General features: G+C 61.4%; 6 protein-coding genes. All 6 read right to left on the reverse strand.

What is annotated here, in order from left to right; all coding sequences use genetic code 11:
- Positions 1-76: 76 nt before the first annotated feature.
- Positions 77-823 carry an SDR family oxidoreductase gene (locus AB4P96_RS18325; RefSeq protein WP_017135063.1) on the reverse strand — a complete coding sequence of 249 codons (747 nt, stop codon included), beginning with the start codon at positions 821-823 and terminating at the stop codon, positions 77-79.
- Between the two features lie 54 nt (positions 824-877).
- Positions 878-2,974 (reverse strand): bifunctional diguanylate cyclase/phosphodiesterase, encoded by a 2,097-nt coding sequence (locus tag AB4P96_RS18330; protein WP_017135062.1) that lies wholly within the window; start codon positions 2,972-2,974, stop codon positions 878-880.
- A 416-nt stretch (positions 2,975-3,390) separates the two neighbouring features.
- The gene (locus AB4P96_RS18335) at positions 3,391-4,803 is read right to left on the reverse strand and encodes an efflux transporter outer membrane subunit (RefSeq protein WP_050547726.1); all 1,413 of its coding nucleotides are present in this window, start codon (positions 4,801-4,803) and stop codon (positions 3,391-3,393) included.
- Between the two features lie 122 nt (positions 4,804-4,925).
- The gene (locus AB4P96_RS18340; protein ID WP_099548270.1) at positions 4,926-8,033 is read right to left on the reverse strand and encodes an efflux RND transporter permease subunit; all 3,108 of its coding nucleotides are present in this window, start codon (positions 8,031-8,033) and stop codon (positions 4,926-4,928) included.
- Positions 8,030-11,131, reverse strand: a complete 3,102-nt coding sequence (locus AB4P96_RS18345; protein WP_395599902.1) for an MdtB/MuxB family multidrug efflux RND transporter permease subunit — start codon at positions 11,129-11,131, stop codon at positions 8,030-8,032. The genes AB4P96_RS18340 and AB4P96_RS18345 overlap by 4 nt, the downstream gene beginning before the upstream one ends.
- A complete protein-coding gene (locus tag AB4P96_RS18350) occupies positions 11,128-12,432 on the reverse strand; it encodes an MdtA/MuxA family multidrug efflux RND transporter periplasmic adaptor subunit (protein WP_395599903.1) in 1,305 nt (434 codons plus the stop codon). The genes AB4P96_RS18345 and AB4P96_RS18350 overlap by 4 nt, the downstream gene beginning before the upstream one ends.
- Positions 12,433-12,630: the final 198 nt, after the last annotated feature.

Consider the following 12,630-nt stretch of genomic DNA (forward strand, 5'->3'; position numbering starts at 1 on the left):
CGGCTCCCACAGTGAAATGCGTTCCACTGTGGGAGCCGGGCTTGCCCGCGATGGCGCCTTGACTGGCGCTAAAGACTCAACGGCCACCGCCCAAATCCAGAAAAGTGCCAGTGGTATACGAAGCCTTGTCCGACAACAACCAGATAATCGCCTCCGCCACTTCATCCGGGCGCCCGCCACGGGCCATGGGGATGCCGGACTCCAGCTTGCTGACTCGGTCCGGGTCGCCGCTCAGGGCATGGAAGTCGGTAAAGATGTAGCCAGGGCGCACCGCGTTGACACGGATCCCTTCACCCGCCACCTCTTTGGACAGGCCGATGGTGAAGGTATCCAGCGCGCCCTTGGACGCGGCATAGTCGACATATTCGCCCGGCGAACCCAGGCGCGCGGCTACCGACGACACGTTGACGATGCTGCCGCCCTGCCCGCCATGCCTGGGCGACATGCGCAGCACCGCTTGCTTGGCACACAGGATCGGCCCCAGCACATTGGTCTTCATGATTTTGAGGATGCGGAACTCGGACATTTCATCGACCCGCGACTTGTGCCCCACGGTGCCGGCGTTGTTGACCAGTGCCGTCACGCGCCCAAGCTCGGCATCAACGCGATTGAACAATGCGATCACTTCATCCTCGATGCTGACATCGGCCCGCACCGCAATGGCCTGTGCACCCAAGGCGCGCACCTGGTCCAGCACACGCTGGGCCGCTGCCTCATCAGACTGGTAGTTGATGCAAATGCGGTAGCCCTGGCGTGCAGCCAGCAAGGCCGTCTCAGCGCCGATACCACGGCTGCCTCCAGTGATAATGACGACTTTGTCCATGCGTGCGGTCTCCTGAATAAACCAACGGTTTAAGGTTGGATCCAAGAATACCCGTCATCCACGGCTTTTGTCAGGCGCCAAGGCGTCTTCGGCGCGCTGGATATCGGCCATGAACCCCTCGGCCGGCAATGGGTGGCCCAGCAAGTAGCCTTGCAGCGCGTTGCACCCCAGCCGGGTGAGGAAACTTTGCTGCACATCGGTCTCCACGCCTTCGGCGACAATGCGCAGCCCTAGCGCCTGGCCGAGGGCGACAATGGCCGAGACGATGGCGGCGTCGTCACTGTCGTGTTCAAGATCGCGCACAAACCCGCGGTCGATCTTCAGCTCGTTGGCGGGCAACCGTTTGAGGTACATCAGGCTCGAATAACCGGTGCCGAAGTCGTCGATGGACAGGTCCACGCCCATGTCCGACAGTTGCTGCAGCACCGTCATGCTCGCATCGGCATCGCTCATGGCAGTGGTTTCGGTGATTTCCAGGGTCAGGCTGTTGGCCGGCAAGCGGTGACGCTCCAGCGCCTGCGCGACACTTTTAACCAACCCTGCATGGCAGAACTGCAACGCCGACAGGTTGACTGCAATGCGCCAGTCTTCATAACCCTGCGCGTACCAGACAGCCATCTGGCGGCAAGCCTCGTTGAGCACCCACTCGCCGATGGGAATAATCAACCCGGTTTTTTCCGCCAGCTCGATGAACATCGCCGGCAACAACAGCCCCTGTTGCGGGTGCTCCCAACGCAACAACGCTTCGGCGCCGACCGCAATACCGCTGAGCGCGTCGAACTTGGGCTGGTAGTACAGGCGGAACTGTTGGTGCTCAACGGCGTTGCGCAGGTCCTGCAACAACTGCAGCTGTTTACGCGCATTGGTGTTCATCGACACATCAAAGAAGCTGTAACCGTTCTTGCCCATGCCCTTGGCGTGGTACATGGCGGCATCAGCGTTCATCAGCAGTTCCTGAGGGTTAACGCCGTTACCGGGGAACATGGCAATGCCGATGCTCGCGGAGATCTTCAGTTCATGCTCGGCTACCTTGAACGTACGGTTGATCAAGCCAACCTGGCGCTCGGCCAAGCCCATGGCGTCGTCCGGCTGGGTCAACTGCACCAGCAGCACAAACTCATCGCCACCGATGCGCGCCAGGGTGTCCTGGCTGCGCAGGTCCTCACGCAGACGCAAACCCACCTCGCGCAGTAATTGGTCACCCATGTGGTGGCCAAATGCATCATTGACCGGCTTGAAACCGTCCAGGTCGATAAACATCAACGCAAAACAACCACCCTGCTCCCTGACCGCCTGTATGGCTTGTTGAATGCGGTCGGCGAGCAAGGTGCGATTAGGCAGCCCGGTGAGCATGTCATGCAGGGCCAGATGGGTGAGTTCCTGGTTGGCCAGGGTCAGTGAGTCTGCGAGCACGGCAGTGCGGGCTTCAAGCCGGGCGTCGAGCAATGAGGTCAATAACGCGATGATCAAGACCGCCAGCGAAGTGACCAGCACCAGGTTATCCAGGCCCTTGCCACTCAGTCCCGTCAGCGCGGCGCCGCAGAAACTGTTGTCATCAAAACGCGCGGCAGCCATGCCGGTGTAGTGCATACCAACGATCGCAATGCCCATCACCACCGCGGCGCCCCCCCGCGCCAGGCGTACGTAAGGCGTGTTGCGCCGCAAGTTGAAAGCGATCCACAAGGCCGCGCCGGACGCCAGCACGGCGATCAACAATGAGGCGCCAAACAGCCCGGGGTCGTAATCGATGCCCGGGGTCATGCGCATCGCGGCCATTCCGGTGTAGTGCATGCAGGCAATACCAGCCCCCATCACCAACGCGCCAAATGCCAACTGCCAAGCCGGCAGACGTGGCTGGCTGACCAGCCACAGTGCAAAGCCACTGGATAACACGGCGATCAATAACGACAGCGCGGTGATACCCAGGTCAAACCCGAGAGCAAAGGGCAGGCGCAACGCCAGCATGCCGATAAAGTGCATGGACCAAACGCCCACGCCCATGGCCAATGCCCCGCCGGTCATCCACATGTACGCTGCGCGGCCCCTGGCGGTCGCAATACGGCCGGCCAAGTCCAGCGCGGTATAGGACGCCAGGATCGCGACGCACAGGGAGATGACGACCAGAGAGGGGGAATAACTACCGATCAGCATGGGACTTCTCAAGACTGACGGGCCTGAAAACGCCCGTGCCAAGTGGCAAAGCGGGCGATTGTAGCGAGAATAATTATTGCCGGTTTGATTAATTATCAAGGGGCCATTAGTGGCATTTTGACGCCAATCTACTGACCTTGAAATGCCCCTTGCTTCAGCCCGCTGAGCCGGATCATCTGCTTGAAAATCAGGCCGTGGGCGATTGAACAGGCGCGGGCGGATTTTGATCAGCGATGTGCCGAGGAGTAACAAGTGCGGGCTGTTGTGGCGAGGGAGCTTGCTCCCGCTCGGGTGCGCAGCGCCCGCAAGTGTTATGGGGCTGCTGCGCAGCCCAGCGGGAGCAAGCTCCCTCGCCACAGTGACAGTGCCCAGCCTTGATTGGGAAGGTGCTTGAGTTGTTTTTAATAGCTACTCAGTCACTGCTTCTCAGCCAAAGACGTCTGCCCGTCCCAGCCGCCACCCAACGCCGCAATCAACTGCACACTTGCCACCAACCGCGTCTGCAACAGGGTCAAGACCGTGCGCTCATTGCTCAACGCAGTGGCCTGCACCGTCACCACATCCAGGTAGGCGATCAACCCGGCCTTGTACTGATTCTGCGTCAAGCGCAGGGACTCGCGCGCGGCCTCCAGGGCTTCATTGCTGACCACCGCCTCATCTTCCAGCACCTTCAACTGCACCATATAGTTTTCCACTTCGCGGAAACCATCCAGTACGGTCTGGCGGTACTTGGCCACCGTCTCGTCATAAGACGCCACACTACGATCAACCTCAGCCGAACGCTGCCCACCGTCAAACAAGGTCATCGCAAGCTTGGGCCCCACCGACCAGAACCGGTTCGGCAAACTGATCCAATCAGCATAGGTGCTGCTGGAATACCCGCCCGCCAGGCTCAAGGTCAGGTCCGGGTAATAAGCCGCCTTGGCCACACCGATATTCGCGTTGGCCGCAATCACTGAGCGCTCCGCCGACGCAATGTCCGGGCGCCGCTCAAGCAATTGCGATGGCACACTCAGCGGAATCTGCGGCAAGGCAGGTATGTCTTTGCTCACCGCCAGATTGAAGTTGGCCGGCGCTTCGCCGATCAACACTGCGATGGCGTTTTCCAACTGCGCACGCTGCCAGATCAAGTCGATCAAACTGGCCTGGGTCGTCTTCAGTTGGGTCTGTGCCTGAGCAATCGCGGCTTTGTCGGAAACCCCCGCCCGGTACTGGTTTTCAGTCATCTTCAGGGAGCGCTGATAAGTCTCCAGCGTGGCCTGCAGCAAACGTGTCTGCTCGTCCATCACGCGCAGTTGCAGATAGTCCTGCACCAACTCCGACTGCTGGCTCAAACGCATCGCCGCCAGATCCGCGGAACTGGCCTCAGCCGTCGCCTCATTCGCTTCAAGACCACGGCGCAACTTGCCCCACACATCGGCCTCCCAACTCACGCCCAACTGGGTATTGAGCGTGTCACGAATACCACTGCTGGAACTGCTGAGGCTGGCGTTACTGCTGCCGGTGCCCTGACTGGCACGGGTTTTACCGGCACTGAAGTCCACCGTTGGGAAAAACGCCCCGCGTGCGCTGCGCACCTGGGCCTGGGCCTGGCGAAAGCGCGCTTCGGCCTGGGCCACGGTTTGGTTGGAATTGTTAAGGCGCGTGACCAGCTCGTTAAGTTGACGGTCACCGTACAACTCCCACCAGGCGCCACGGGCCAGGGAATCGCTTGGGTTGGCCTGGCGCCAGCCCTGGGCTTCCTTGAACTGCGCGGGTTCGACCACCTCCGGGCGCTTGTAATCCGGGCCGATGGCGCAGGCACTGAGCAAGGCGCCGCACAACAGCATCGTTACCCCCTTCACACCCTTGCCGATACGTGTGGCGTGGCGAGGTCGACTATCTGGGGCCGCTGCGCAGCCCAGCGGGAGCAAGCTCCCTCGCCACAGTGTCTGGGCATTCGTTGAATCGGTCATAGCGCAGTATCCAAGGCAGCATCGGTACGCACGCCACGCCAGGCGTTGAAGCGATGGCGCGCGCGGTCAAGATAAAGGTAAACCACCGGAGTGGTGTAAAGAGTCAGGATCTGGCTGAACACCAGCCCACCGATAATGGTCAGGCCCAGCGGCTGGCGCATTTCGGCGCCATCGCCGGAACCGAGCAGCAACGGCAAGGCGCCGAGGATGGCGGCGAGCGTGGTCATCAAAATCGGCCGCAGGCGCAACAGGCAGGCGCTGCGGATCGACTCCAACGGGCTCATGCCATCGTGGCGCTCCAGCTGCAGCGCCAGGTCAATCATCAGGATCGCATTCTTCTTCACCACGCCGATCAGCAGGAACAGACCGAGCAAGGATATCAGGCTGAATTCACCGCCCAGCAGGTAGATCGACAGCAGCGCGCCGACACCGGCCGACGGCAAGGTCGACAGGATGGTCAGCGGGTGAATATAGCTTTCATACAGAATGCCCAACACCAGGTACACCGCCACCAGCGCGCCAAGAATCATGAACGGCTGGCCCTTCTGGGTCGCCGCAAACGCATCGGCGGTGCCGGCCATCTTGGCGATCACGTCTTCGGGCAAACCGACCTTGGCAATCGCCCGCTCGATAGCGGCCGTGCCCTGCTCCACCGTTACGCCGGGCGACATGTCGAAGGCAATATTTTCCGAGGCAAACTGGCCTTCATGGCTGACACGGTCGTCGGCCAGGCTGTTTTCGTAATGGGCAATGGTCGACAACGGCACCCGCGCGCCCGTGGAGGTGATCACCTGCATCTGGTTCAAGGTGATCGGGTCCTGGGCGTATTTCGGGTTGACCTCCATCACCACCTGATACTGGTTGAGGCTGTCATAGATAGTAGAAATCTGCCGCTGACTGTAGGCGTTGTTCAACACCGAGGTGACCATGCTCATGTCGATGCCCAGGCGCTTGGCCTGGTCGCGGTCGACCACCAGCGTCACCTGCGCCGCACCGCGACCTTCGCGGGCGTCGATGGCGGTCAGCTCCGGTAGCTCGCGCATGGCAGCGACCACTTTCGGGTACCACAAGCGCAACGCAGCCAGGTCGCCGCTTTGCAGGATGTAGGAGTATTGGGCGCTGGTCTGGTCACGGCTGCCACCAAATTGCAGGTCCTGGTCGGCCATCAGGAACAGCCGTCCGCCCGGCACCAGCGGCACTTCCTTGCGCAGACGCTCGATCACTGCCTGGGCCGAGAGCTTGCGTTCGGCAATCGGCTTGAGGCGCACCAGCATCACCGCATTGTTAGTGCCATTGTTGCCACCGATAAAGCCGGCCACGCTGAGCACCGCCGGGTCTTTGAGGACCGCCTTGCGGAAGGTTTCCATTTTTGGCTGCATCACATTGAACGACAGCCCATCATCGCCGCGCACAAAACCGATCAACTGCCCGGTGTCCTGCTGCGGCATGAAGGTTTTCGGCACCACCACGTACAGCGCGATGTTCACGCCCACGGTGATCAACAGGCTCAGCAGGGTCAGGCGGCGATGGCGCAGCACCCAGTCCAGGCTGGTGGCGTAGGCTGCAACCATGCGGTCGTTGACCTTCTGGCTCCAGCGCTGCAAACCGGTCATGTGCCCTTTGACGTGCGGTTTGAGCCAGCGCGCGCAGAGCATCGGGGTCAAGGTCAGCGAGACGATCAGCGACACTATGATCGCCGCCGACAAGGTGATGGAAAACTCACGGAACAGGTTGGTGACGATGCCGCCCATAAACAGGATGGACAGGAACACCGCCACCAACGACACGTTCATCGACAGCAAGGTAAAGCCCACTTCCTGGGCGCCCAGGTACGCCGCCTTCATCGGCGGCACGCCGTCGTCGATATGCCGGGAAATGTTTTCCAGCACCACGATGGCGTCGTCCACCACCAGGCCGGTGGCCAGGATCAACGCCATCAGCGAAAAATTGTTCAACGAAAAACCAAACAGGTACATCACCGCAAAGGTGCCGACCAGCGACACCGGCACCGCCAGGGTCGGGATCAACGAAGCGCGGAAGTTACCCAGGAACAGGTACACCACCAGCACCACCAGGGCCACGGCAATCAGCAGGGTCATCTCGGCTTCATGCAGGGTCGCGGTGATCACCGGCGAACGGTCCATGGCCAGGTTGAGCTTGACGCTGGACGGCAGCACCGCCTGCAACGCCGGCAACTGGGCCTTGATCTGCCGGACGGTCTCGATAATGTTGGCGCCGGACTGGCGGTTGATGACCAGCAGCACCGCCGAATCATTGTTGAAGAAGCCGCTGTTGTAGCGGTCTTCCACGCCATCGCTGATCTTGGCGACATCCCCCAGGCGCAAGGCCGCGCCGTTCTGGTAGCGGATCAGCAGCGGCTCGTAGTCCTTGGCCTTTTCCAGCTGGTCATTGGCCTGGATCTGCCAGTTACGCTCGCTGTCTTCCAGGGAGCCCTTGGGCCGCCGCTGGTTGGCATTGGCGATGGTATTGCGCACATCGTCCAGGGCCACGCCATATTGGTCCAGGGCCTTGGGTTCCAACTCGATGCGCACTGCCGGCAAGGAGCTGCCACCGATCTGCACTTCGCCTACCCCCGGCACCTGGGACAGGCTTTGCGAAAGAATGGTGGAGGCCAGGTCGTACAGTTCGCCCTTTTGCAACACGTCGGAGGTCAGTGACAACACCATGATCGGTGCCTGGGACGGGTTGATCTTCTTGTAGGTCGGCATGCTGCGCATGCCACTGGGCAGCAGGTTGCGCGATGCATTGATGGCCGCCTGCACTTCCCGCGCCGCACCGTTGATATCACGGTCGGAGTCGAATGCCAGAATCACCCGCGTAGAGCCCTGGCTCGACGAACTGCTCATGGTGGTGATGCCGGCAATCGCGCCGAATGAGCGTTCCAGCGGCGTCGCCACGGTAGACGCCATGACCTCGGGGCTGGCGCCGGGCAAACTGGCCGACACCACGATCACCGGGAAGTCGATCTGCGGCAACGGCGACACCGGCAGCAAGTTGAAGCTCACGCCACCGAGCAACATAATCGCCAGGCTCAGCAGCATGGTGGCTACTGGCCGGCGAATGAAAGGTCCGGACAGGTTCATGACTCAGCCGGCTCCAGGCTTTGTGGCTCTTTGCGCCAGCGACGGCCCAGGCGGTCGAAATACAGGTAGATCACCGGCGTAGTGAACAGCGTCAGCACCTGGCTCACCAGCAGGCCGCCGACCATCACCAGGCCCAGCGGTTGGCGCAACTCCGCGCCGGAACCCGTGGCCAGCATCAATGGCACCGCACCAAACAAGGCGGCCAGGGTGGTCATCAAAATCGGCCGAAAACGCAGCAACGCCGCCTGATAAATTGCCGTTTGCGGGTCCAGACCCTGGTTGCGTTCGGCGTCGAGGGCAAAGTCGATCATCATTATCGCGTTCTTTTTGACGATACCGATCAGCAGGATAATGCCGATGATCGCGATCATGCCCAGGTCATTGCCACTGAGCAGCAACGCGAGCAAGGCGCCGACTGCGGCGGATGGCAACGTGGAGAGAATCGTGATCGGGTGAATGTAACTCTCATACAACACGCCGAGCACGATGTACATGGTCACCACCGCCGCCAGGATCAGCAGCAAAGTGCTCGACAGCGAGGCTTCGAACGCCTGGGCCGCGCCCTGGAACTGGGTCTGCACGCCCACCGGCATGCCGATGTCCTTCTGGGTCTGGTTGATCAGCTCCACGCCTTTGCCCAGCGCGACGCCAGGCGCCAGGTTGAACGACATCATCACCGCCGGGAACTGGCCGATATGCGCAATTGCCAGTTGTGCCTGACGCTGCTCCACATGCGCCAGGCTCGACAGCCGCACCTGGCCGCCGTCGGTGGTTTTCACATAAATCTGGTTGAGCGCCGCCGGCCCCAGGGTTTCACCCGATTGCGCCTGCAATACCACGCGGTACTGGCTGGCCTGGGTGTAGATGGTGGAAATCTGCCGCTGACCGAAGGCGTCGTACAGCGCATCGGTGATGGTCGACACACTCACGCCCAGGCGCGAGGCCGCATCACGGTCAATCACCAGAAACACTTGCAGACCCTTGTCCTGCAGGTCGCTGGCTACATCGGTGAGTTCCGGCAACTGGCGCAAGGCGTGCACCAGTTTGTCGCTCCACAGCGCCAGCAGGTCGGCGTCCGGCGAGGACATGCTGAACTGGTACTGGGTACGGCTCACGCGGTCTTCAATGGTCAGGTCCTGCACCGGCTGCATGAACAGGCGAATGCCCACCAGCTTGTCGATCTGCGGTTGCAGGCGCGTGATGACCTGGGCCGCGCTCACGTCGCGCTGGCCGTGGGCCTTGAGGTTGATCAGCAAACGGCCGCTGTTGAGGGTGGCGTTATCACCATCCACACCAATGTAGGACGACAGGCTTTCGACCGATGGGTCGGCCAGGATCACCTTGGCCAACTCCTGCTGGCGCTGGCTCATGGCGGCAAACGAAATCGACTGCGGTGCTTCCGATATGCCCTGGATCACGCCGGTGTCCTGCACCGGGAAAAAGCCCTTGGGCACCACCAGGTACAGCACCACGGTAAGGCCCAGGGTGGCGATGGCCACCAGCAGGGTCAACGGCTGGTGCTTGAGCACCCACTGCAATTTGCGCCCGTAGGCTTCGATCAACCAATCGATCCAGGCGCCGCTGGCCTTGTAGAAACGGCCTTGTTCTGCTTCCTTGGGTTCGCGCTTGAGCAGGCGCGCGCACATCATCGGCGTCAGGGTCAGTGACACCACCAGGGAAATCAGGATCGCCACCGCCAGGGTGATGGCAAATTCGCGGAACAGCCGCCCGACCACATCGGCCATGAACAGAAGCGGAATCAGTACCGCGATCAGCGACAGGGTCAGGGAAATCAGGGTGAACCCGATTTGCTTGGCGCCCTTGAGCGCAGCCGCCATGGGCGTCTCGCCTTCCTCGATGTAGCGCGAGATGTTCTCCAGCATCACGATGGCATCGTCCACCACAAACCCGGTGGCGATGGTCAGTGCCATCAGCGTCAGGTTGTTGATGGAGAAGCCCGCCAGGTACATCACGCCAAAGGTGCCCACCAGCGACAGCGGCACGGCGATCGACGGAATGATCGTGGCGCTGACCCGGCGCAGGAACAGGAACGTGACCATCACCACCAGGGCAATGGCGATCAGCAATTCGTGCTGTACGTCCTTCACCGAGGCGCGGATGGTCTGGGTACGGTCGGTAAGCACCGTCACATCCAGGCCCGCGGGCAGGTTATCGGTGATGCTCGGCAGCAGCGCCTTGATACGGTCCACCACCTCGATCACGTTGGCGCCGGGCTGGCGCTGGATATTGAGCAGCACCGCCTGGTTTTCATTGGCCCAGGCAGCGAGGCGCTCGTTTTCGGCGCCGTCGACGATCTGCGCCACGTCTTTAAGGCGCAGCGGCGCGCCGTTGTTGTAGGCCAATATGAGTTCGGCGTATTGCTCGGGCGAGACCAACTGGTCGTTGGCATCGAGCATCGATACCCGTGTGGGGCCGTCAAAGTTACCCTTGGGCTGGTTGACGTTGGAGGCGGCGATCAGGGTGCGCACGTCCGACAGGTTCAAGCCGTTGGCCGCCAGGGCCTCGGGGTTGACCTTGATGCGCACGGCCTGGCGCTGGCCACCGGCGATGCTGACCATGCCTACGCCGCTGATCTGTGCAATTTTTTGCGCCATGCGCGTGTCAACCAAGTCGTTGAGCTTGGGCAGCAGCATGGTCTTGGAGGTAATTGCCAGGGTCAGCACCGGGGTGTCTGCCGGGTTGACCTTGTTGTACACCGGCGGCGCCGGCAAATCCTTGGGCAACAGGTTGGTCGCGGCGTTGATCGCGGCCTGCACCTGTTGCTCGGCGACATCCATATTGATGTCGAGGTTAAAGCGCAGGGTCAGCACCGAGGCGCCGCCCGAACTGGTGGACGCCATCTGGGTGAGGCCGGGCATTTGCCCGAACTGACGCTCCAGCGGCGCAGTGACCGCGCTGGTCATCACGTCCGGGCTGGCGCCGGGGTACAGGGTCATCACCCGGATCGTCGGGTAATCCACCTGGGGCAAGGCCGAGACTGGCAACAAACGGTAAGAAATGATGCCGGCCAGGACAATGGCCAGCATGCTCAGCGTGGTGGCAACCGGGCGAAGGATAAACAGTCGCGACAGGTTCATGAACCGACCTTTTGCGCCTTGCCGGCGTTAGCGCCGGTCTCCCCTTTTGCCGCAGGCTTGCCTTGCAGGTGTTCGGTCGGCGTGGTCGGCACTTCGCTGCTGGCGTTGACCACTTCAATGTCGCTGCCGTCCTTGAGGCGGTCGGTGCCTTCCAGCACCACGCGATCACCGGCCACCAGGCCTTCCTTGATGACGGTGTTGTCGCCGTCGGTATCGCCGACCACCAAGGGTTGCATCTTGACCTTCTTGTCGCCATCGAGCTTGTAGACGAAGGTGCCGCTGTTGCCGAACTGGATCGCGGCGGACGGTGCCAGCACCACGTTGTGCAAGGTGTCGGCCAGCAGGTGCACATTGACGAACTGGTTGGGGAACAGCGCCTGGTCCTTGTTATCGAAACGGCCCTTGAATTTGAGCGTGCCGGTGGTCACGTCGATCTGGTTGTCCAGGCTCTGCAGCACGCCGAGCGCCTGCTGCTTCACATCGCCACGGTCCCAGGCTTCCACGGGCAGCTTGTTGCCGGCGTGGTAACGGGTGAGCACAGTGTCGAGGGTGTTTTCCGGCAGGGTGAAGACCACGCTGATCGGCTGGGTCTGGGTGATCACCGCCAGAAAGGTGGTGTCATTGGCCGCCACCAGGTTGCCGACGTCAACCTGACGCAGGCCGACGCGGCCGCTGATCGGCGCGCGGATCTTGGTGAATTCGAGGTTAAGCTTGGCGTCGTCTACCGCGCCCTGGTTGGTCTTGACCGTGCCTCGGTACTGCATGACCAGGGCTTCGGCGGTGTCCAGGGTCTGTTTGGCGATACTGTCCTGGGCATACAGGTCACGGTAACGTTGCACGTCAACCTGGGCGTTTTTCAGTTGGGCCTGGTTCTGCAAGAGCGTGCCTTGGGCCTGGAGCAAGGCGTTCTGGTAGCTACGCGGGTCGATCTCCGCGAGCAGGTCGCCTGCCTTGACCATCTGACCCTCTTCAAACGCGATCTTGACCAGCTCACCGCCCACCCGGCTGCGTACATTAATGGTGTTGAGCGCGGTCACCGTGCCCAAGGCCTTGTAGTACACCGGGAACTCGCCCAGTACCGCTGGCGCCACGCGCACCGGGATCGGGCCGGTGGAACCCCCGAAACCTGGGCGCGCCATCCCCGTCTTGCCGGTATGCCCGGCCGGTTTCTGCGCGCTGGCATCTGTATGGCCTGCGGGCCAGAATTTCCAGCACAGGCCGGCGATAACCAACAGCACGAGCAGGCCGAACAGCCAGCGGCGGGAATTGCGGGGGGAGGATTGCATGGAGTGATCAACCATTGGGCGCGAGAGCTTCTTCTTTGGGAGGCTGAAAGATAAGCACTGGGGCGCATTAAGAAAAGCGCCTTTACCGGCTATTTACCTTGGATTACAACTTTTAACTTCTGAGCTTAGTCCGTTGGCTATTTCGCTAAGCGTTTGAGCCGCAAATAAAAACGGCCTGGACTAGGCCAGGCCGCAATCTTGCATCAAGCGTGC

The sequence above is a fragment of the Pseudomonas sp. B19125 genome, from assembly GCF_044218855.1.
Lineage (GTDB): Bacteria > Pseudomonadota > Gammaproteobacteria > Pseudomonadales > Pseudomonadaceae > Aquipseudomonas > Aquipseudomonas edaphica.

Coding starts and splice junctions, on each gene's coding strand:
- AB4P96_RS18325 (WP_017135063.1), bottom strand. CDS start 823: ATGGACAAAGTCGTCATTATCACTGGAGGCAGCCGTGGTATCGGCGCT.
- AB4P96_RS18330 (WP_017135062.1), bottom strand. CDS start 2,974: ATGCTGATCGGTAGTTATTCCCCCTCTCTGGTCGTCATCTCCCTGTGC.
- AB4P96_RS18335 (WP_050547726.1), bottom strand. CDS start 4,803: ATGCTGTTGTGCGGCGCCTTGCTCAGTGCCTGCGCCATCGGCCCGGAT.
- AB4P96_RS18340 (WP_099548270.1), bottom strand. CDS start 8,033: ATGAACCTGTCCGGACCTTTCATTCGCCGGCCAGTAGCCACCATGCTG.
- AB4P96_RS18345 (WP_395599902.1), bottom strand. CDS start 11,131: ATGAACCTGTCGCGACTGTTTATCCTTCGCCCGGTTGCCACCACGCTG.
- AB4P96_RS18350 (WP_395599903.1), bottom strand. CDS start 12,432: ATGGTTGATCACTCCATGCAATCCTCCCCCCGCAATTCCCGCCGCTGG.